This is a genomic window from Cupriavidus sp. YR651, from assembly GCF_900101625.1.
Lineage (GTDB): Bacteria > Pseudomonadota > Gammaproteobacteria > Burkholderiales > Burkholderiaceae > Cupriavidus.
Genome location: NZ_FMYZ01000013.1, coordinates 119080 through 138417, shown reverse-complemented (window position 1 = coordinate 138417; position 19338 = coordinate 119080). Strand labels below are relative to the sequence as shown.

The window sequence follows — 19338 nt, the reverse complement described above, 5'->3', positions numbered from 1 at the left end:
ATACGTCATGGCAAAGATGCAAGCAAAAGTCCAGCAGGACGAACGCGACGACGGCCTCCGCGAGAAGATGATCTCGGTCAACCGCGTCACCAAGGTGGTGAAGGGTGGCCGGATTCTCGGTTTCGCCGCGCTGACTGTGGTTGGTGACGGCGATGGCCGCATCGGCATGGGCAAGGGCAAGGCCAAGGAAGTTCCGGTGGCCGTGCAAAAGGCAATGGACGAAGCCCGTCGCAAGATGGTCAAGGTCTCGCTGAAGAACGGCACGCTGCAGCACGAGGTGATCGGCAAGCATGGCGCCGCCAAGGTGCTGATGATGCCCGCGAAGGAAGGTACTGGCGTGATCGCCGGTGGTCCGATGCGCGCGATCTTCGAAGTAATGGGTGTGACGAACGTGGTGACAAAGTCGCACGGCTCGACCAACCCTTACAACATGGTCCGCGCTACCATCGACGGTCTGCAGAAGATGAGCACGCCGGGCGAGATTGCTGCCAAGCGTGGCAAGTCGGTCGAAGACATCCTCGGCTAAGGTGAACGAAATGTCGCAGAAAACCGTAAAAGTGCAACTCGTGCGCAGCCTGATCGGCACGCGCGAGGATCATCGCGCCACCGTACGTGGTCTGGGCCTGCGCCGCATCAATTCGGTGTCGGAGCTGCAGGACACGCCCGCCGTGCGCGGCATGATCAACAAGGTCTCGTACCTGGTCAAGGTTCTGGCCTGATACCGGGGACTCGGAGAGCAACATGCAACTGAACAACCTGAAACCGGCTGCCGGTTCGAAGCACGCCAAGCGTCGCGTCGGCCGCGGTATCGGCTCCGGCCTGGGCAAGACCGCCGGTCGCGGTCACAAGGGTCAGAAGTCGCGTTCGGGCGGCTTCCACAAGGTGGGCTTCGAAGGCGGTCAAATGCCGCTGTATCGTCGCCTGCCGAAGCGTGGTTTTACCTCGCTGACCAAGGCATTCACCGCTGAGGTGACCCTGCGTGATATCGAACGCCTGGAAGCTGCTGAAGTGGACCTGCTGGTCCTGAAGCAAGCTGGCCTGGTGGGCGATCTCGTCAAGAGCGCAAAGGTCATCAAGGCCGGCGAGCTGACCCGCAAGGTAACGATCAAGGGTCTGGGCGCCACCGCTGGTGCCAAGGCCGCGATCGAAGCCGCTGGCGGCCAGATCGCTGCGTAATTTCGCAGCAGTATTCGCAGCATAGGCGAAGTCACAGTCGGAGCATCGTTTGGCCACGGCGAAACCCAATGCAAGCGCGCAAGCCAGGAACACGGCGAAGTACGGCGATCTCAAGCGCCGGCTGATGTTCCTGGTGCTGGCCCTGATCGTTTACCGCATCGGCGCACATATTCCGGTGCCGGGGATCGATCCGGAACAGCTCGCGAAGCTTTTCCAGAGTCAGTCGGGTGGCATCCTCGGGATGTTCAACCTGTTCTCGGGCGGTGCGCTGTCGCGCTTTACCGTCTTCGCGCTCGGCATCATGCCGTACATCTCGGCGTCGATCATCATGCAACTGCTGACGATCGTGCTGCCGCAGCTGGAGTCGCTGAAGAAGGAAGGGCAGGCAGGGCAGCGCAAGATCACGCAGTACACGCGCTATGGCACAGTGGTTCTGGCCACCTTCCAGGCGCTGTCGATCGCAGTCGCGCTGGAGTCGCAGCCTGGCTTGGTGAACGACGCGGGGCTGATGTTCCGGGCGACGGCGGTGATCACACTGGTGACCGGTACGATGTTCCTGATGTGGCTGGGTGAGCAGATCACCGAGCGAGGTCTGGGCAACGGGATCTCGATCATCATTTTCGGTGGTATCGCAGCGGGCTTGCCCAACGCGATCGGCGGACTGTTCGAATTGGTCCGCACGGGTTCCATGAGCATTATTGCGTCGATCCTGATCGTGGCAATCGTGGCTGGTGTGACCTTCGCCGTGGTGTTTGTCGAGCGTGGCCAGCGCAAGATCCTGGTGAACTATGCGAAGCGTCAGGTCGGCAACAAGGTGTATGGCGGTCAGTCGTCGCATCTGCCTCTGAAGCTGAACATGGCCGGGGTGATTCCGCCGATCTTTGCATCGTCGATCATCTTGTTCCCGGCAACGATTGCGGGCTGGTTTACTTCTGACTCGACGGGTGCGGTTGGCCGGTTCATCAAGGACCTGGCTGCCACGCTGTCGCCGGGCCAGCCGGTCTACATCCTGCTGTACGCTGCTGCAATTATTTTCTTCTGCTTCTTCTATACGGCTCTGGTTTACAACAGCCGGGAAGTTGCGGATAACCTGAAGAAAAGCGGTGCCTTCATTCCGGGCATCCGTCCGGGCGAGCAAACGACGCGCTATATCGACAAGATCCTGGTGCGCCTGACGCTGGCTGGTGCGATTTACATCACGCTGGTCTGCCTGTTGCCGGAATTCCTGGTGCTGCGCTGGAACGTTCCGTTCTATTTCGGCGGAACCTCGCTGCTGATCATCGTGGTCGTCACGATGGACTTCATGGCACAGGTACAGTCGTATGTCATGTCGCAGCAGTATGAGTCGCTTCTAAAGAAGGCGAATTTCAAGGGTAACCTGACCTTGCGCTGAAGAAGGTCTGGTACAGGCTGGCTCTAGGTATGGCAAAAGACGACGTCATCCAGATGCACGGGGAGGTCCTGGAAAATCTCCCCAACGCGACGTTCCGCGTCAAGCTTGAAAATGGCCACATAGTACTGGGGCACATATCGGGCAAGATGCGAATGAACTACATCCGGATTCTTCCGGGTGACAAGGTGACTGTCGAGCTGACCCCATATGATCTGTCACGCGCACGCATCGTCTTCCGGACGAAGTGAAGCGAACAGGAATTGAAGGAAGAGGAAAATCATGAAAGTGCTGGCTTCTGTGAAGCGCATTTGCCGCAACTGCAAAATTATCAAGCGCAACGGTGTCGTGCGCGTGATCTGCTCGTCGGATCCCCGCCACAAGCAACGCCAAGGCTAATCGGAAAGAGGATTGACGAATGGCACGTATCGCAGGGGTTAACATCCCGAACCACAAGCATACCGAAATCGGCCTGACGGCTATTTACGGTATCGGCCGCTCGCGCGCTCGCAAGATCTGCGAGGCCACCGGTGTTCCTTTTGACAAGAAGGTCAAGGACCTGACCGACGCCGACCTGGAAAAGCTTCGTGACGAAGTGGGTAAGGTCACGGTTGAGGGTGACCTGCGTCGCGAAACCACGATGAATATCAAGCGTCTGATGGACCTTGGTTGCTATCGTGGCGTCCGTCACCGCAGGGGCCTGCCGATGCGCGGCCAGCGTACCCGCACCAACGCCCGCACCCGCAAGGGTCCGCGTAAGGCCGGCGTGGCTCTGAAGAAGTAAAGCCGAAGGCATAGGAAGAAACTAATGGCAAAAGGTCCGAACAACGCCGCCCAGCGCGCGCGTAAGAAGGTCAAGAAGAACGTTGCCGACGGCATTGCGCACGTCCACGCGTCGTTCAACAACACCATCATCACGATCACCGACCGTCAGGGGAACGCCCTGTCGTGGGCGACCGCTGGTGGCCAGGGCTTCAAGGGTTCGCGCAAGTCGACCCCGTTCGCTGCTCAGGTCGCTGCCGAGAACGCCGGCCGTGTGGCGCAAGACCAGGGTATCAAGAACCTGGAAGTGCGCATCAAGGGCCCCGGCCCTGGCCGTGAATCGGCTGTCCGCGCATTGAACGCGCTGGGCATCAAGATCGCCGTGATCGAAGATGTGACGCCGGTGCCGCACAACGGCTGCCGTCCGCCGAAGCGTCGTCGTATCTAATCGCCTCGGTGTGCCGGAGGCGAGAAGGGGATTTCTCCCTTGCCTCCGCGATGTGGTAGTATCGCGCGCTGACCTGCTGCAATTCGTTGCGGCAGGTTTTCGTTTTGCGTCTGCACTATCTGGCGGCCTGTCTTGGCCGCCGCAATGCGGACGACACTGTCATGCTTTTGCGTTGCCTCCGGGTGGCTCAGGCCGCTGCGGATGAAGAACCATAAGCCCACCGTCCGTCGCACACGTGGATGACGGACTCGCGGCGCGTCTGAATGGCGTCGCGATCGATCAAAGGAAGATAAAGTGGCACGTTATACCGGCCCGAAGGCCAAACTTTCCCGCCGCGAAGGCACCGATCTGTTCCTGAAGAGCGCCCGTCGCTCGCTGGCCGACAAGTGCAAGCTGGACAGCAAGCCCGGCCAACACGGCCGCACGTCGGGTGCCCGCACGTCCGACTACGGCAACCAGCTGCGCGAAAAGCAGAAGGTCAAGCGTATCTACGGTGTGCTCGAGCGCCAGTTCCGCCGCTACTTCGCTGAAGCCGACCGCCGCAAGGGCAACACCGGCGAAAACCTGCTGCAACTGCTGGAGTCGCGCCTGGACAACGTCGTGTACCGCATGGGCTTCGGCTCGACGCGCGCTGAAGCGCGTCAGCTGGTGTCGCACAAGGCCATCCTGGTGAACGGCGTGGCCCTGAACGTGCCGTCGGCCCAGATCAAGGCTGGCGACGTGGTGACGGTGCGTGAGCAATCGAAGAAGCAGGTCCGTATTGCCGAAGCGCTGTCGCTGGCCGAGCAATCGGGCTTCCCGACCTGGGTGGCGGTGGACTCCAAGAAGTTCGAAGGCACCTTCAAGCAAGCCCCTGATCGCGCCGATATCTCTGGCGATATCAACGAAAGCCTGATCGTCGAATTGTATTCGCGTTAATCACCGGATCGATCATCGAACGGTTCAGCGCTTGCCTTCATCACAAGGCTTAGCTTTCAGCCCGACGCGCTTTGCGGCGCGTCGGGCTTATTGCCCATCGTGCGATGGGATTTTCAGGTTCCAAACGTCAGCCTTATCGGTGTAACGAGCCGAGGGTATTGAAAAGGACAACCTAATGCAAACAGCACTCCTCAAGCCAAAAATCATCGCCGTTGAACCGCTTGGCGACCATCACGCCAAAGTCGTGATGGAGCCGTTTGAGCGCGGTTACGGCCATACGCTCGGTAACGCCCTGCGTCGCGTGCTGCTGTCGTCGATGGTCGGCTATGCGCCGACCGAAGTCACGATCGCTGGGGTCGTCCACGAGTATTCCACCATTGATGGCGTGCAGGAAGACGTCGTCAACCTGCTCCTCAACCTGAAGGGCGTGGTGTTCAAGCTCCACAACCGCGACGAAGTCACAGTGTCGTTGCGCAAGGATGGAGAAGGCGTGGTCACGGCTGCAGATATCGAGCTGCCGCACGACGTGGAAATCATCAACCCGAATCACGTGATCGCCCATCTGTCCGCCGGCGGCAAGCTGGACATGCAGATCAAGGTTGAACAAGGCCGCGGCTACGTGCCGGGTAACGTGCGCAAGTTCGGCGACGAGAGCGGCAAGGTCATCGGCCGCATCGTTCTGGACGCTTCGTTCTCGCCGGTCCGCCGTGTGTCGTACGCGGTGGAGTCGGCGCGTGTGGAACAGCGTACCGACCTGGATAAGCTGGTGATGAACATCGAAACCGACGGCGTGATCTCGCCGGAGGAAGCGATTCGTCAGTCGGCTCGTATCCTGGTTGATCAGTTGTCCGTGTTCGCGGCGCTGGAAGGTACCGAGTCCGCCGCCGAGGCCGCGTCGAGCCGCACGCCGCAGATCGATCCGATCCTGCTGCGCCCGGTCGACGACCTGGAACTGACGGTGCGTTCGGCCAACTGCCTGAAGGCCGAGAACATCTACTATATCGGCGACCTGATCCAGCGTACCGAGAACGAACTGCTCAAGACCCCGAACCTGGGTCGCAAGTCGCTCAACGAGATCAAGGAAGTCCTCGCCTCCCGTGGCCTGACGCTCGGCATGAAGCTCGAGAACTGGCCGCCCGCAGGCCTGGAGAAGTAATTGACGATGCGGGGCCGCGGCGACGCGCTCCCGCTTGTCATCGCGCCGCAGGCATTTTGCCCGCGGCATTGAAGCACTACCGGCCCGCGCCCGCGCTGTTTGCGGAGGCGATAGAAGAGCTGGTCAAACACTGAAACAAGAAAGGAATCATCATGCGTCACCGTCATGGTTTGCGGAAACTGAACCGCACCTCGTCGCACCGTCTCGCGATGCTGCGCAACATGTCCAACTCGCTGTTCCAGCACGAGCTGATCAAGACCACCCTGCCCAAGGCCAAGGAATTGCGCAAGGTTGTCGAGCCCCTCATCACGCTGGCCAAGAAGGACACCGTTGCCAACCGCCGTCTGGCTTTCGCTCGTCTGCGCGATCGCGACATGGTTACCAAGCTGTTCACCGAACTGGGCCCGCGTTACAACGCTCGTCCGGGCGGCTACACCCGTATCCTGAAGTTCGGCTTCCGTCAGGGCGATAACGCGCCGATGGCGCTGGTCGAGCTGGTGGATCGTCCGGAAATCACCGAAGCCCCGGCCGAAGAAGCTGCGGAATAAGGTGATGGCCGTAGCCCGTCAGCGATGACGGGTTCGCGTACGCCGCTTTACAATCGAGCCAGGCTTATTGCCTGGCTCTTTTGTTTTGTGCGCTAGATACTGGCGACGATGGCGAGGACGACATGACTGTTTCAGAATCCGCTCATATCCGGTCCGCCGGAGAGGCGCCAGAATCGGTGCTCATGGCGATGACAAACCTGCCGGATGAAGCCGCAGCGACACGCATGGCCCGGGCCATACTGGAAGCCCGTGTGGCAGCGTGCGTGAACCGCCTGTCACCTTGCCAGTCCGAGTACTGGTGGCAGGACGAGCTGGAGCAGGCGCAGGAGTGGCCATTGCTGATCAAGACCACACAAGGGCAATATGCCGCGCTCGAAGCGGTGGTTCGCGCGGAGCATCCCTATGATGTACCCGAGCTCGTCGCGTGGCCCGTGGCGGCCGGTTTCCAACCCTATCTGACCTGGGTGCGCGACGAAGCAACTGGTCGCCCCTCGGCGCCCGCCTAAGCCACCGGGGCAGACGGCGTGGCCGTAGAAGACTCTCGAAGCATCGGAACACGAATATGGGAATGACGGGTATGAGCATCGGAATAGGGTTGAAAACCGGTGCGAGGCTGGCAAACGGGCTGCGACATATCGTCGCACCCTTGCTCATGATTTGGGCCTGCCTGATGCTCAATACCGTCGCGCATGCCGCTTCGGAGGACGACTTCCTGCCGCCCGAGCAGGCGTTCCGATTCGCGGCGAAGCAGATCGATGCCAAGACCATCGAGGTCCGCTTCAACGTGGCCGATGGCTACTACTTATACCGGGAGCGCTTTGCGTTTGCGACCCAGCCGGCAACGGTAAAACTGGGCGCGCCAGTGATGCCGCAGGGCAAGGTCCATTTCGACGAGACGTTCGGGAAGGACATGGAAACGTACCGGGGCAGCGTGGTTGTCAGGGTTCCCTTCGATGGCGTGCCTGCGGATGGCCGCTGGTCGCTCGTGGTGACGTCCCAAGGCTGTGCGGACAAGGGGCTTTGCTATCCGCCGATGGAGAGCGTGTACAAGGTCGGTGGCTCGGTACTCGGGGGCCTGTTCGGCGACCGGGGAGCGCCGGTGCAATCGACGCCCGCAGCACCCGCTACGTCCGCAACGGCACCGTCCGGCGCGAGCCCCTCCACTGACGACAATGTCCCAACCGCCGCCGGCCCTGCACCGGCTCGCAGAATCGCACTGAGTGACGACAACGACCGCATTGCGGGTGCGCTGGCCAGTCGCAATCTCGGTGTGATCGCCGCGTTGTTCTTTGGGCTAGGCTTGTTGCTCACTTTCACACCCTGCGTATTGCCGATGGTACCGATCCTCTCGTCGATCGTCGTCGGCGAGCACGTGACGCGAGGCCGTGCCTTCGTCGTGTCGCTGGCCTACGTGCTCGGCATGGCCGTCGTCTATACGGCGGTAGGTGTGGCGGCGGGACTGGCTGGTGAAGGGCTTTCAGCTGCGCTGCAAACGCCCTGGATACTCGGCACATTCGCGATGCTGATGGTCGTCCTGGCGCTGTCGATGTTCGGTCTTTACGAGCTTCAGTTGCCGCAGCGCTGGCAGACCCGCCTCACTGCGTCTTCGAATCGCCGCCAGGGTGGCCAAATAGTCGGCGCGGTTGCGATGGGAGCCATCTCGGCGCTGATTGTCGGCCCGTGCGTTACCGCCCCGCTTGCGGGTGCGCTGGCCTATATCGCGCAGACTGGAGACGCCATGACCGGTGGTGGCGCATTGCTTGCCATGGCACTGGGCATGGGCGTCCCCTTGGTACTGGTGGGCGTGGGTGCTGGCAACCTGCTGCCGCGTGCCGGGAAATGGATGGAAGCCACCAAACGGTTCTTCGGCTTCCTGCTGCTCGGTGTGGCGATCTGGATGGTGACGCCCGTCGTCCCGGTGTGGATCGTCATGGCAGCCTGGGCCATGTTGCTGATTGTCGCCGCCGTGTACCTGGGCGCTTTTGATTCGCTCGGCCCCGATCCACGTGGCCTGCTGCGGCTAGGTAAGGGAATTGGTCTACTTGCCGCGTTGGCAGGAGCCATTCAGCTCGTGGGCCTGGCGTCGGGCGGGCGGGATCCGCTGCAGCCGTTATCTCATCTGAGCCTGTCGTCAGGTGGTGCTCAGGCGCCTCGTGTGGAAGCCGTTCGCTTCGAACGCGTACGATCCATCGCAGAACTCGATGCTCGTGTAGCGCAGGCCGCGACGGCCGGTCGACCTGTCCTGCTCGATTTCTACGCCGACTGGTGCGTCAGCTGCAAGGAAATGGAGAAGCTGACGTTCCCGGATGCCAAGGTGCGGGCCCGGCTCGCGGACGTTGTATTGCTGCAGGCCGATGTAACCGCCAACAATGCCGACGATCGGGCGCTGCTCAAGCGCTTCGGTCTGTTTGGACCGCCGGGCATCATCCTGTTTGGCCCCGATGGTCGCGAGCGACCGGTCCGCGTTATTGGCTACCAACCGGCGCGCCGCTTCCTGGATAGTCTTGAGCGGGCGTTCGGCCCGCAGGCAAGGATCTGACCGGGGCGCGGTGTCAGCGGTCCAGCAAGCGACCCAGGCCCCAGATTGCACCAATGACGGCCACCACGGCGCCCATCAAGCCGATGGACCACCAGAAGCCCTGAGGCTCTCGTAGCCAGGGCATGCGATCAAAGTTCATCCCGAAAATGCCCGTGATCAGCGTCAGCGGCATGAACAGCGCAGTGATCACAGTCAGCGTGCGCATGGTTCGGTTGGTTCTGTGCGCCACCGCCGAGAAGTGGATTTGCACAGCAGACTCGATCGAGTCCTCCAGACGCCGCGTATGCGCCAGCACGCGCAGGATGTGCTCCATCAGGTCGGTGATACGCACAAGCAATACGTCGTCCCGACTCGCCGTGCTGCCGCTTGCGCCCCCCGTTCCTTCTGTGCTGTAACGGTTGTCGAGCAGGCTGTCCCTGAATTCCTGCAGCGCGTCGCGTTGCTCTTCGCTCAGGTGCTCGAGCCGACGCAATTGAATGCGAGCGTCGAGCAGTCCCTCCCAGCTGGAAAAGCTCCTGCGCGTGCTCAGAAGCGCTCGCTGCCATCGATCCAACTGGCGCGTCAGCGGAGCGCGCAGATCCAGATAGCGATCGACCATCGCATTGAGCAGGCGCAGCATCAGGTCCTCCGGCCGCGTGGGCGGCCGTATGCCATGAACCAAAGCCACCGAGCCATTGGCCTGCGATGCTGCTGGCCGTGGCGCGCCACAGAGTTCCAGCAAGCGTTGGCGCACCTGATCGATCGTGCGCGATGGACCGGGCCGTATCGTCACCAGTACATTGTCGAAGACAAAAAACGTAACGGGCTGGGTGTCGATCCGTGCGAGCGCGGGCAGGAAGCCGGGCGGGTACTTCCGCGATGCCTTCTGGGGTGCGGACTTCGGCGGCGCTGCCATGGTCGATGAAGTTGCTGAAGAAGTCGAAGCAGCGGCCGACGCGAGCGAGGCAGAGCTCGAGTAGCCTGCTGATGAGCCCGCCAAAGACGTGGCCGGCGGTGCCATCGATGTCGCTCCCGACGAAGCATTTACTGCCCCTGAGACGGGCGCCGACACACCAAGCGTACTCACTGCTGCGCCTGTGCCTTCCGCTGCATGCGTAGCTTCCGCCTCAGCAAACAGCCGACTGGTCTCGAACGTGAGCTTGCGAAAGATCACCATGTCATACGCATTGGTTGTGTCGAAGAACGACGGATGCGCAGGATTGGTGGCATCGACCAGGTGCAGGTCGAGGATGGGCGCGCCGGTGAGCGCCATCAGGCCGTCGCGCCATGCGGCGGGCGCTGGCGCGACGTCTTCAGTGTTGAAATCCGCCCAGACAAAGCGGGCGGCCGCGTTGCCGGCCAGGAAGTCCCTGGCTGCGTCCAGTGTGGCGAGCGGGTGAACCTGGCTGGCCGAGAACCCGAGCAGCTGCATGCGTGGCAGTCAGGCGGCCAGCAGGCGGGCGGCGTCGCGGGCGAAGTAGGTCAGGATGCCATCGGCGCCGGCACGACGGAATGCCAGCAGCGATTCCATCATGACCTTGTCATGGTCCAGCCAGCCGTTCTGTGCGGCGGCCTTGAGCATCGCGTACTCGCCGCTTACCTGGTACACGTAGGTCGGGAAACGGAACTCGTCCTTCACACGGCGCACGATGTCGAGGTACGGCATGCCCGGCTTAACCATGACCATGTCGGCGCCTTCCAGGATATCCTGGGCCACTTCGCGCAAGGCTTCGTCGGTGTTGGCCGGGTCCATCTGGTAGGTCATCTTGTTGCCCTTGCCCAGATTGGCTGCGGAGCCCACCGCATCGCGGAATGGGCCATAGAACGCCGATGCGTACTTGGCCGAATAGGCCATGATGCGCGTGTGAATGTAGCCGGCGTCTTCCAGCGCGCTGCGCACGGCGCCGATACGGCCGTCCATCATGTCAGACGGGGCAACGATGTCCACCCCGGCCTCGGCTTGCACGAGCGCTTGCCTGACCAGGAGGTCGACAGTGATGTCGTTGATCACGTAACCGTTGTCATCGAGCACGCCATCCTGACCGTGACTCGTGTACGGGTCCAGCGCGACGTCCGTCAGGACGCCCAGCTCCGGGAATCGGTCCTTGAGGGCGCGGACTGCGCGAGGCACCAGACCTTCTGCGCGCGTAGCCTCAATGCCATCGGGTGTCTTGATCGACGGATCGATCACCGGGAACAGCGCAATGACAGGAATGCCGAGCTTTACGCAGTCCTCTGCGATCGGCATGAGCAGGTCCACCGAGACACGTTCCACACCCGGCATCGACGCCACCGACTGCCGCTGATTCTGGCCTTCCAGGATGAACACCGGATAGATCAGGTTGTCGGGCGACAGGCGATTTTCGCGCATCATGCGACGCGAGAAATCATCGCGGCGCATGCGACGGGGACGATACTCGGGGAAGGTGGACATGGCTAGATTCTGGGAGATTCGTGGACGAATGCGCGGCGCACGTCACCGCGAAACCCCGCGGCGAATCACGCCGAAAGAAAAACTAAACTTTTGTGCGTGCCCGCTATCATACTCGCGGACACCTTGTGTTGCTTCGCGCAGCGCAGGTGTCCCCCGCTACTCCTCCCTGAGCGGGTACCCGCCCTGAACCGGTGGGAAAGTTCGTCCCCGTTGCTTGCAACGGGGCTTTTTTTTGTCGATCCGGATCAGAGCGATGCGCGAGCGTCAGGCCTTCGTACTTCAGGCCTCAGGTGCAGGCGACGAGGGCGGGGCGGCAGGCGCCGGCGCAGCGGGTGCGACCTGGGCTTCCGGCAGCGAGAGCCAGCCGGCCACCACACGCTGTGCCTCCTCGATGCCGCGGCGCTTGAGGCTCGAGAACAACTGAGCCGACATCGGCGGCGGGTTTTCCAACTGCGCCGCATAGTCCGCCAGCATCTGCCGCGTTTCGCGCAGTGCCTTGGCGTTCTCGCTGTTGGTCAGCTTGTCGGCCTTGGTCAGCAGTATATGGATCGGGCGACCTGTGGGCAGGAACCACTCCACCATCTGGCAATCGAGGTCGGTAAAGGGGCGGCGCGCGTCCATCATCAGCACCAGGCCGGAGAGCTGCGCACGTGTCTGCACGTAGTCGGACAGCAAGCCCTGCCAGTGGTACTTGGCCGATCCCGATACCTCCGCATAGCCGTAGCCGGGCAGGTCGACGAGAAATGCCAGTGGGTCCGGCGCCTTGACCGGTGCGACGGAGAAGTAGTTGATGTGCTGCGTGCGACCCGGTGTTCGCGACGAAAATGCGAGCCGTTTCTGGTTGCACAGAATGTTGATCGCGGTGGACTTGCCGGCGTTGGAGCGGCCGGCAAACGCCACCTCGGGCACGGCCGTGGCCGGCAGGTCGCGCAGATGGTTGACGGTGATAAAAAAGCGGGCCTGATGTAGGAGTGACATGCGGGGAATGCGTTGGGGCGGGTGAACGATGGCGCGGGTTGCACGGCATGTGGTTCACGTCGCCGGAAGGGGGGCCGGCCTTGCCTTGTGTGGCGGCGCCACAGAGGCTGAGCTAAGTCAATCCGGAAAGCGATTTATTGTACAATAACCCGGTTTACGGTCTCCTGAATGGGTGACGTGTGGCATCCTTGCAGGTCGTAATCGAGGGTGTCCGGTCCCATCCAGGGCGCCTTCGTGTATCCGGTTCCATCGGGCCGGTGTCACGATGTCAGGTCATTGCAAAACAGGCGCGTCCTCACCGCCGGCAAGGGTCGACCGACATGCATTACGGTGTTCATAACAATTCTGACAAGGTGTGCGAATGAACCGCATTGCGAAATTTCTGGCTGTCATGGCGCTGGCTGTCCCGGCCGCGGCAATGACAGGACTGGTATCTGCCGCAGAGCAGGCCGCTTCCAAGGCGGATCCCGCCAAGGGCGAAACGCTTTACTCGCAAGGCGCGCCCGATCGCAATGTTCCCGCATGTCTTTCCTGCCACGGTGCCGCCGGTAACAGCGGCGCGGCTGCGAATCCCAAGCTGGCCGGCCAGCAGGCCGAATACGTCCACAAGCAACTGGCCGACTTCAAGGACAAGACCCGTAGCAACGCCATCATGACGCCGTATGCGTCGGTCCTGACCGACCAGGAGATGAAGGACCTGGGCGCCTACCTGGCCAAGCAGCAGCTCAAGCCCGCCACGGCCAAGAACAAGGACACAATCGAGGCTGGGCAGAAGATTTATCGCGGCGGCATCGCTGCCAAGGGCGTACCGGCCTGCGCAGGCTGCCACGGTCCGACCGGCGCCGGCATCCCCGCACAATACCCGCGTATCGGTGGGCAATATTCCGAGTACACCGAAGCGCAACTGGTGGCATTCCGCCAGGGCACCCGCAAGAACAATTCGGTCATGAGCACGATTACCGCCAGGATGTCCGACGCCGAGATCAAGGCCGTCGCCGACTACGTGGCCGGCGTTCGCTGAGTCGTTCCGGGCCGGAGCGCGGGGGTAGCAGCCCCAAGGGGATGAACCCGCCGCACCGGCAACAATCGAAGAGGGTGGCCTGCTTGCCAAAGCATGTCCACCCTTTTTTATTTTCAGCTTCTGTACAGAACCGGTTTTACCGCCCATGTCGACCCCTTCCACTTCAGGGCTCCACCTGAAGACCCCGAACCGAGTGTTGCGCGACGGCGTCGAGCTGATGTCCTCGATGCGATTTGCCATCACGCTGCTGACGGTAATCGCCATCGCCAGCATTATCGGCACGGTGCTCAAGCAGAACGAACCGTATCCGAACTACGTCAACCAGTTTGGGCCGTTCTGGGCGGATCTGTTCCATGCGCTGTCGCTGCAGAAGGTCTACAGCTCCTGGTGGTTCCTGCTGATCCTGAGTTTCCTGGTGGTATCCACGTCGTTGTGCATTGCACGCAACGGCCCGAAGATGATCGTCGAGATGCGATCGTGGAAAGACCATGTGCGCGAACGTAGCCTGCGATCGTTTCACCACCGGGGCGAGTTCGATGCCCCACGTGGTCGCGGCGATGCCGTCGGCCGCCTGACGGCGCTGCTGCGCAACCGCGGTTATCGCGTCAAGCCGGTTGAGCACGATGGCGCCACCCTGCTGGCCGCCAAGGCCGGTGCCGCCAACAAGCTGGGTTATATCCTCGCGCACTCGGCGATCGTCGTAATCTGCATCGGTGGCCTGCTCGATGGGGACATGCTGATCCGTGCGCAGATGTGGTTCGGAGGCAAAACGCCAATCGACGGCAATGCCATCATCAGCGACATCCCGGCCAAGCATCGTCTGTCTACGAGCAATCCCGGCTTCCGCGGTAACGCGTTCGTGCCTGAAGGCGCCACGGTGTCGACGGCCATCCTGAATGTTGCCGACGGCGCGCTGGTGCAGGATCTGCCGTTCACCATCACGCTCAAGAAGTTCACGGTCGACTATTACTCCACCGGCATGCCGAAGCTGTTTGCATCGGACGTGATCGTGACGGACCGTGCGACCGGCAAGAAGACGGAAGCGACCATCAAGGTCAACGAACCGCTGATCGTGGACGGCGTGGCCATCTATCAGTCGAGCTTCGAGGATGGCGGCTCGCGCCTCAAGTTCGTCGGCTACCCGATGGCCGGCAGTGCCCATGCGACGTTCCCATTCGCGGGCACGGTGGGCGGCAACGCGGCGCTGGGCGGCACCGGTACAGATGCCGACAAGGACGGCCTCACGGTCGAGTTCAGCGATTTCCGGTTGATGAACATCGAGAACGTCACCGACGCCTCGGGCAAGCCGGATGCCCGCGGTGTGGCACGCAAATCCCTGAACCAGACGCTGGAATCCCACCTGGGCGCCGCCGCCAACCCGGACAAGGACAAGACGCTGCGCAACGTTGGCCCGTCGGTGCAGTACAAGCTGCGCGACCGCAACGGTCAGGCGCGCGAGTTCAACAACTATATGGTGCCGGTGCAGCTGGATGGCCAATCGGTTTTCCTGGCGGGCATGCGCGAATCGCCCAGCGAGCCGTTCCGCTACCTGCGGATCCCGGCTGATGAACAGGGCAGCGTGGGCGGCTGGATGCGATTGCGCGCCGCGCTGCAGGACCGTGCCATGCGCGGCGAAGCCGCACGGCGCTTTGCGGAGATCTCCATGCCGGGCGCCGACAAGGCCGAGTTGCGCAAGCAACTGGCCGAAAGCGCGTTGCGGGCTATGGACCTGTTCGCGGGGGCCACACGCAGTCAGCCGGATGCACCCCCGGGCGGCTTCACCGCCATTGCAGCCTTCCTTGAAAAATCCGTGCCCCCGGCTGAACAGCAGAAGGCGGCCGATGTCCTGCTCAAGATTCTCAATGGATCGATGTGGGAGTTGTGGCAACTGGTGCGTGCGCAGGACAAGCAGCCGGTGATCCCCAACGATGCCCGGAGCGGGGCGTTCCTGCAGCAGGCCATCAACGCGCTGTCAGACAGTTTCTTCTATGGCGCACCGGTTTTGCTGCAGCTCGATGACTTCCAGGAGGTCAAGGCCAGCGTGTTCCAGATGACCCGTGCGCCTGGTAAGAACATCGTGTATCTTGGCTGTTTGTTACTGGTCCTGGGCGTGTTTGCGATGTTCTACATCCGTGAGCGCCGTGTCTGGATCTGGGTCAAGGACAAGTCCGCCGACGATGTCGGACACTCGGCCGGCAGTCACGTGCTCATGGCCATGTCCACGCAGCGCCGCACACTGGACTTCGAGAAGGAGTTCATGGCATTGCGCGATGATATCGGTCGCGCAAGCGGTGCTGAAGTCAGTCGCCCTGACGATGGTGCATCGCCCGATGGGACGCCGCCGGTGGCGCACTAGGCGCGGCGATTCGCTGCATCAATGGCTGGTGATGCGAGTGCGCCAGCAATATAGTACATATGCATGATTCGGCGTCCGGCCTACGCGGAGACACGCGAGCCGGTCACGCGAGCGTGGTTGAATGTCGCGGCGACGCTCGCCATGCGCCTCCACAATATCAACGCCAATGCGCCATAAAGCAGGAATGCCATGTCTTCCAACGTGAACCACGCCAACCCCGGCCTGACCACGCGACGCGCTGCTGCAGCGAACGATGCGGCCGACGCCTACCTCGAACCGTCTTTCCTTCGCCGGCTCACCTGGCTTGACTGGGCTTTTGCGCTGCTGCTGGTGGTGGGCGCCGGGTTTGCGCTGACCCGCTACGGGCAGTGGATGAATGTCTACGACAAGGCGGTGTTGGTCGCGGCCGTGCCGACGTTCGCTTTGCTCGGCTGGCACTGGAAAGCGGTCCGGCCGCTGATGGTGGGCATGGCGGTGCTGTCGCTGTTTGCGATCCAGCTTTACCAGGGGAGCCTGGCGCGCGCCGAGCAGGCCTTCTTCCTCAAGTACTTCCTGTCCAGCCAGTCGGCCATCCTGTGGATGAGCGCGCTGGTGTTCCTGTCCACGCTGTTCTACTGGGTGGGTCTGGCGACGAAGGCCGCCACGGGCTATAGCATTGGCAGCAAGCTCTGCTGGGCAGCGGTCGTGCTCGGTTTCACGGGCATGATGGTGCGCTGGTACGAGTCGTACCTGATCGGTGTGGACATCGGTCACATTCCGATTTCGAACCTGTACGAAGTCTTCGTACTGTTCACGCTGATCACGTCGCTTTTTTACCTCTACTACGAGCGCCGCTACGCCACGCGCGCGCTGGGGCCGTTCGTGATGCTGGTCGTGTCCGCGGCAGTTGGTTTCCTGCTCTGGTATACGGTCACCCGCAACGCTCAGGAGATTCAGCCGCTGGTGCCGGCCCTGCAAAGCTGGTGGATGAAGATCCACGTGCCGGCCAACTTCATTGGCTATGGCACGTTCGCGCTGGCGGCAATGGTTTCCGTCGCCTATCTGCTGAAGCAGCATGGGATCCTCGCGGAACGCCTGCCGTCGCTGGAGTTGCTGGACGACGTGATGTACAAGGCGATTGCAGTCGGATTCGCTTTCTTCACGATCGCCACGATCCTTGGCGCGCTGTGGGCCGCCGAGGCATGGGGCGGGTACTGGAGCTGGGACCCGAAGGAAACCTGGGCACTGATCGTCTGGCTGAACTATGCAGCATGGCTCCACATGCGCCTGATGAAGGGACTGCGGGGTACGGTGGCAGCCTGGTGGGCACTGGTGGGCCTGTTGGTCACGACCTTTGCGTTCCTGGGCGTCAACATGTTCCTGTCGGGGCTTCATAGCTACGGAGAGCTCTGAAGCGGGTGCCCGTCGGCACGTCTGTATCGGCCGCAATCAAAAGGCCTGCCACGTTTGTGGCAGGCCTTTTTCATGGGAGCGGATGGGTCTGTTAGTTCCTTGAAGATTCGAAAGTGACGGTTGTCTAACCCAATTCTGGGTGCGCACACCCTTTGCACCAGCCACCGAATAGTGCCAAAAGAGGCGCTTTTCGGCGATGACGCCACATTTTTTTCGACCGCGGGGAATAAACACATCACATCGGGTGTTTACTGAGGGTGAACGGCGCCGGTTGTCGGCACCGCCCTGGAGAAGGAGACCCTCATGATGGCCCCTAACCGCCACACCGCTGCATCCCTGCTTCGTCCCGCCGCATTGGCACTCGCTTCCGCATCCGTCTTGCTTGCCGCCTGCTCCGGCATGGGCATGGGCAGCAGCGGCGGCAGCATGCCACCGACCGTCAAGATCAGCAACGGCGCACTGACCGATCCACAGGGTCTGACGCTCTACACGTTTGACCGTGATCCCGCCAACGGCGGCAAGAGCGTCTGCAATGGCATGTGCGCCACCAACTGGCCGCCGCTGCTGGCTGAACCGGGCACGAGCGCCGCGGGCAGCTACACGATCATCACGCGCGATGATGGCGCCCGCCAGTGGGCTTACAAGGGAATGCCGCTGTACCGCTTTGCCAAGGATGCCAAGGCGGGTGACCGGACGGGCGACAACTTCAACAACGTCTGGCACGTCGCCAAGCCCTGACCGCAGCCGACCGGCAATCAAGGCATGGACGGGTTTGATCGCCAATTGGTGGCGCTGGCCCCGCGTCTGCGGCGTCACGCACGCGGCCTGACCGGCGACACCACGCTGGCTGATGACCTCGTGCAGGACACGCTCGAGCGTGCCTTGCGTTACCGCTGGCGCTTTCGCCTGCGCCCGGGTGCGCTGTGGGGCGATGGCGCCGACGGCCTCCTGCCCTGGTTGCTGACGCTGATGCACAGGCTGCGTCTGAATCACCTCCGTAAGAAAGATCTCGTGACTGCGACCGATACCCTGCCTGACGTGGCAGCGCCTGCAGCAGATCCCGGCCTGCGCCGCGATCTGCTGCAGGCGCTGGGGCAGTTGCCGGAGGCGCAGCGCGCGGTCTTGCTGCTTGTCAGCCTGGAGCAGTTTTCCTACGCCGAGGCGGCTCAGGTCCTCGAGGTCCCTGTTGGCACTGTGATGTCGCGCCTGGCACGTGCGCGGGAACATATGCGCCGTCTTCTGGATGGCGGCGGCGAGGCCGCCGCTCCCTCCGTCTTGCAGCGGGTGAAATGATGGGTCCCGTCAGCGAAGCCGATCTCCACGCCTACGCGGACGGACAACTGTCCGGGCCACGCCGTGCGGAGGTGGAAGCGTACTTGGCGGCCGATCCCGAGGCGGCCCGTGAGGTGGACGCCTGGCGTCGGCAGACGGCTGGCTTGCACGCGGCGCTGGATGGCGTGCTCAACGAGGCCGTGCCGCTGGCAGCATGGCCACACGGCCTGCGCGACGATGCGGCAAGGCAAGCCGCCGGCACTCGCTGGACCGGATGGCCTCTCGCGCTGGCTGCCAGTGTGGCCGCGCTGGGCATCGGCGGCGCCGGTGGCTGGGTCGCCCACGAGCGCCTTGGTACCGTTTCCTTGGCGGGCGCGCCTGCTGTGGAACGCTTCGCGCGCGATGCGCTGGCCAGCCACGCAGTCTACGCGCCGGAAGTGCGCCACGTGGTGGAAGTCCCCGCCAGCGACGAAGCCCACATGGTTGCGTGGCTGTCAAAGCGGCTCGGCGCGCCATTGCCGGTGCCGGACCTGCGGCAGCAGGGCTTTCACCTGATCGGCGGTCGCCTGGGTGTGGGCGAGGGCGGCCCGATGGCGATCCTGATGTATGAAGCCGACGATGGCACCCGGCTGTCGCTGCAGTTGCGCCGCATGCCGCAGGGCACGCCCGATACCGCATTCCGGCTGGAGCGGATGCCGTCCGCCTCCGCAGGGCGCTCGCCGGCGGCGAGCTTGCCGAATGCCGGCAACGCGACCATGGCGTTCTACTGGGTCGACCGTGATCTGGGCTTCGCGTTGGCCGGCCCGCTGGACCGCGACCGTTTGCTGGCACTGGCCCAGGCCGTCTATCAGCAATACCAACGCGGCTGAACCGTCGCCCGGTGTTGATGCCCGTCCAAGAATCGCTGTAAGGACTCCGCGCACCATTCGACCAAGCTTCATGTCTAATCGCACATGCGGCAACCAGGAA

Annotated in this window: 22 protein-coding genes; 19 read left to right on the top strand and 3 right to left on the bottom strand. The window is 62.5% G+C overall.

From position 1 onward, the window contains the following. Window positions 1-7 precede the first annotated feature (7 nt). The 13 genes from rpsE to dsbD all read left to right on the top strand — a co-directional run bounded on the left by rpsE (window position 8) and on the right by dsbD (window position 8937). Window positions 8-526: a 30S ribosomal protein S5 gene (gene rpsE / locus BLR29_RS26470; protein ID WP_092141225.1), complete on the top strand. Its 519-nt coding sequence runs from the start codon at window positions 8-10 to the stop codon at window positions 524-526. A 10-nt stretch (window positions 527-536) separates the two neighbouring features. Then, entirely contained in the window at window positions 537-719 is a 183-nt protein-coding gene (gene rpmD / locus BLR29_RS26465; RefSeq protein WP_010812381.1) for a 50S ribosomal protein L30, read from the top strand. Between the two features lie 22 nt (window positions 720-741). Next, entirely contained in the window at window positions 742-1176 is a 435-nt protein-coding gene (rplO, locus tag BLR29_RS26460; protein WP_012354135.1) for a 50S ribosomal protein L15, read from the top strand. A gap of 49 nt (window positions 1177-1225) precedes the next feature. Further along, window positions 1226-2569 (top strand): preprotein translocase subunit SecY, encoded by a 1344-nt coding sequence (gene secY, locus BLR29_RS26455; protein ID WP_092141222.1) that lies wholly within the window; start codon window positions 1226-1228, stop codon window positions 2567-2569. A 29-nt stretch (window positions 2570-2598) separates the two neighbouring features. Further along, window positions 2599-2817 (top strand): translation initiation factor IF-1, encoded by a 219-nt coding sequence (gene infA, locus BLR29_RS26450; protein ID WP_092141219.1) that lies wholly within the window; start codon window positions 2599-2601, stop codon window positions 2815-2817. Window positions 2818-2848: 31 nt separating this feature from the next. After that, window positions 2849-2965 (top strand): 50S ribosomal protein L36, encoded by a 117-nt coding sequence (rpmJ, locus tag BLR29_RS26445; protein ID WP_008642959.1) that lies wholly within the window; start codon window positions 2849-2851, stop codon window positions 2963-2965. 19 nt (window positions 2966-2984) lie between these two features. Further along, the gene (gene rpsM / locus BLR29_RS26440) at window positions 2985-3350 is read left to right on the top strand and encodes a 30S ribosomal protein S13 (protein ID WP_039007551.1); all 366 of its coding nucleotides are present in this window, start codon (window positions 2985-2987) and stop codon (window positions 3348-3350) included. A 24-nt stretch (window positions 3351-3374) separates the two neighbouring features. Then, a complete protein-coding gene (rpsK, locus tag BLR29_RS26435) occupies window positions 3375-3776 on the top strand; it encodes a 30S ribosomal protein S11 (RefSeq protein WP_008642963.1) in 402 nt (133 codons plus the stop codon). A gap of 294 nt (window positions 3777-4070) precedes the next feature. Further along, the gene (gene rpsD, locus BLR29_RS26430; protein ID WP_092141216.1) at window positions 4071-4694 is read left to right on the top strand and encodes a 30S ribosomal protein S4; all 624 of its coding nucleotides are present in this window, start codon (window positions 4071-4073) and stop codon (window positions 4692-4694) included. Between the two features lie 175 nt (window positions 4695-4869). Continuing rightward, a complete protein-coding gene (gene rpoA / locus BLR29_RS26425; RefSeq protein ID WP_010812374.1) occupies window positions 4870-5850 on the top strand; it encodes a DNA-directed RNA polymerase subunit alpha in 981 nt (326 codons plus the stop codon). A 152-nt stretch (window positions 5851-6002) separates the two neighbouring features. Continuing rightward, window positions 6003-6398, top strand: a complete 396-nt coding sequence (rplQ, locus tag BLR29_RS26420) for a 50S ribosomal protein L17 (RefSeq protein WP_011299296.1) — start codon at window positions 6003-6005, stop codon at window positions 6396-6398. A gap of 122 nt (window positions 6399-6520) precedes the next feature. After that, on the top strand, window positions 6521-6904 hold the full coding sequence (cutA, locus tag BLR29_RS26415) for a divalent-cation tolerance protein CutA (RefSeq protein WP_143018534.1): 384 nt from the start codon (window positions 6521-6523) through the stop codon (window positions 6902-6904). Between the two features lie 71 nt (window positions 6905-6975). Further along, window positions 6976-8937 (top strand): protein-disulfide reductase DsbD, encoded by a 1962-nt coding sequence (gene dsbD / locus BLR29_RS26410; RefSeq protein WP_092141288.1) that lies wholly within the window; start codon window positions 6976-6978, stop codon window positions 8935-8937. A gap of 13 nt (window positions 8938-8950) precedes the next feature. Here dsbD and BLR29_RS26405 read toward each other — a convergent pair whose 3' ends face one another. The 3 genes from BLR29_RS26405 to yihA all read right to left on the bottom strand — a co-directional run bounded on the left by BLR29_RS26405 (window position 8951) and on the right by yihA (window position 12328). Continuing rightward, a complete protein-coding gene (locus BLR29_RS26405; RefSeq protein ID WP_092141212.1) occupies window positions 8951-10348 on the bottom strand; it encodes a magnesium transporter CorA family protein in 1398 nt (465 codons plus the stop codon). Window positions 10349-10357: 9 nt separating this feature from the next. Then, window positions 10358-11350, bottom strand: coding sequence for a porphobilinogen synthase (gene hemB / locus BLR29_RS26400; protein ID WP_092141209.1), 993 nt, complete (start codon window positions 11348-11350; stop codon window positions 10358-10360). A gap of 279 nt (window positions 11351-11629) precedes the next feature. Continuing rightward, the gene (yihA, locus tag BLR29_RS26395) at window positions 11630-12328 is read right to left on the bottom strand and encodes a ribosome biogenesis GTP-binding protein YihA/YsxC (RefSeq protein ID WP_092141206.1); all 699 of its coding nucleotides are present in this window, start codon (window positions 12326-12328) and stop codon (window positions 11630-11632) included. Between the two features lie 361 nt (window positions 12329-12689). On the opposite strand from yihA, the gene BLR29_RS26390 reads away from it, so the two are divergent. The 6 genes from BLR29_RS26390 (at window position 12690) to BLR29_RS26365 (ending at window position 19238) form a co-directional block, all read left to right on the top strand. Next, window positions 12690-13349 (top strand): c-type cytochrome, encoded by a 660-nt coding sequence (locus BLR29_RS26390; protein WP_092141204.1) that lies wholly within the window; start codon window positions 12690-12692, stop codon window positions 13347-13349. Window positions 13350-13494: 145 nt separating this feature from the next. Beyond that, complete coding sequence (locus BLR29_RS26385) at window positions 13495-15705, top strand: cytochrome c biogenesis protein ResB (protein WP_092141202.1); 2211 nt, start codon at window positions 13495-13497, stop codon at window positions 15703-15705. 189 nt (window positions 15706-15894) lie between these two features. Next, window positions 15895-17097: a c-type cytochrome biogenesis protein CcsB gene (gene ccsB, locus BLR29_RS26380; protein WP_092141200.1), complete on the top strand. Its 1203-nt coding sequence runs from the start codon at window positions 15895-15897 to the stop codon at window positions 17095-17097. A gap of 306 nt (window positions 17098-17403) precedes the next feature. Beyond that, window positions 17404-17835, top strand: coding sequence for a COG4315 family predicted lipoprotein (locus tag BLR29_RS26375; RefSeq protein WP_092141285.1), 432 nt, complete (start codon window positions 17404-17406; stop codon window positions 17833-17835). Between the two features lie 24 nt (window positions 17836-17859). After that, window positions 17860-18390 (top strand): RNA polymerase sigma factor, encoded by a 531-nt coding sequence (locus tag BLR29_RS26370; protein ID WP_092141198.1) that lies wholly within the window; start codon window positions 17860-17862, stop codon window positions 18388-18390. After that, on the top strand, window positions 18387-19238 hold the full coding sequence (locus BLR29_RS26365) for an anti-sigma factor family protein (protein WP_092141196.1): 852 nt from the start codon (window positions 18387-18389) through the stop codon (window positions 19236-19238). The genes BLR29_RS26370 and BLR29_RS26365 overlap by 4 nt, the downstream gene beginning before the upstream one ends. The last annotated feature ends 100 nt before the right edge of the window (window positions 19239-19338 follow it).

Bases quoted from the DNA above. Each gene is read 5' to 3' on its own strand.
- cutA (WP_143018534.1), top strand. From the start codon at position 6,521: ATGACTGTTTCAGAATCCGCTCATATCCGGTCCGCCGGAGAGGCGCCA.
- rpmD (WP_010812381.1), top strand. From the start codon at position 537: ATGTCGCAGAAAACCGTAAAAGTGCAACTCGTGCGCAGCCTGATCGGC.
- ccsB (WP_092141200.1), top strand. From the start codon at position 15,895: ATGTCTTCCAACGTGAACCACGCCAACCCCGGCCTGACCACGCGACGC.
- dsbD (WP_092141288.1), top strand. From the start codon at position 6,976: ATGAGCATCGGAATAGGGTTGAAAACCGGTGCGAGGCTGGCAAACGGG.
- BLR29_RS26365 (WP_092141196.1), top strand. From the start codon at position 18,387: ATGATGGGTCCCGTCAGCGAAGCCGATCTCCACGCCTACGCGGACGGA.
- BLR29_RS26405 (WP_092141212.1), bottom strand. From the start codon at position 10,348: ATGCAGCTGCTCGGGTTCTCGGCCAGCCAGGTTCACCCGCTCGCCACA.
- rpoA (WP_010812374.1), top strand. From the start codon at position 4,870: ATGCAAACAGCACTCCTCAAGCCAAAAATCATCGCCGTTGAACCGCTT.
- hemB (WP_092141209.1), bottom strand. From the start codon at position 11,350: ATGTCCACCTTCCCCGAGTATCGTCCCCGTCGCATGCGCCGCGATGAT.
- rpsE (WP_092141225.1), top strand. From the start codon at position 8: ATGGCAAAGATGCAAGCAAAAGTCCAGCAGGACGAACGCGACGACGGC.
- yihA (WP_092141206.1), bottom strand. From the start codon at position 12,328: ATGTCACTCCTACATCAGGCCCGCTTTTTTATCACCGTCAACCATCTG.
- rplQ (WP_011299296.1), top strand. From the start codon at position 6,003: ATGCGTCACCGTCATGGTTTGCGGAAACTGAACCGCACCTCGTCGCAC.
- rpmJ (WP_008642959.1), top strand. From the start codon at position 2,849: ATGAAAGTGCTGGCTTCTGTGAAGCGCATTTGCCGCAACTGCAAAATT.
- BLR29_RS26375 (WP_092141285.1), top strand. From the start codon at position 17,404: ATGGCCCCTAACCGCCACACCGCTGCATCCCTGCTTCGTCCCGCCGCA.
- BLR29_RS26385 (WP_092141202.1), top strand. From the start codon at position 13,495: ATGTCGACCCCTTCCACTTCAGGGCTCCACCTGAAGACCCCGAACCGA.
- rplO (WP_012354135.1), top strand. From the start codon at position 742: ATGCAACTGAACAACCTGAAACCGGCTGCCGGTTCGAAGCACGCCAAG.
- rpsK (WP_008642963.1), top strand. From the start codon at position 3,375: ATGGCAAAAGGTCCGAACAACGCCGCCCAGCGCGCGCGTAAGAAGGTC.
- infA (WP_092141219.1), top strand. From the start codon at position 2,599: ATGGCAAAAGACGACGTCATCCAGATGCACGGGGAGGTCCTGGAAAAT.
- BLR29_RS26370 (WP_092141198.1), top strand. From the start codon at position 17,860: ATGGACGGGTTTGATCGCCAATTGGTGGCGCTGGCCCCGCGTCTGCGG.
- BLR29_RS26390 (WP_092141204.1), top strand. From the start codon at position 12,690: ATGAACCGCATTGCGAAATTTCTGGCTGTCATGGCGCTGGCTGTCCCG.
- rpsM (WP_039007551.1), top strand. From the start codon at position 2,985: ATGGCACGTATCGCAGGGGTTAACATCCCGAACCACAAGCATACCGAA.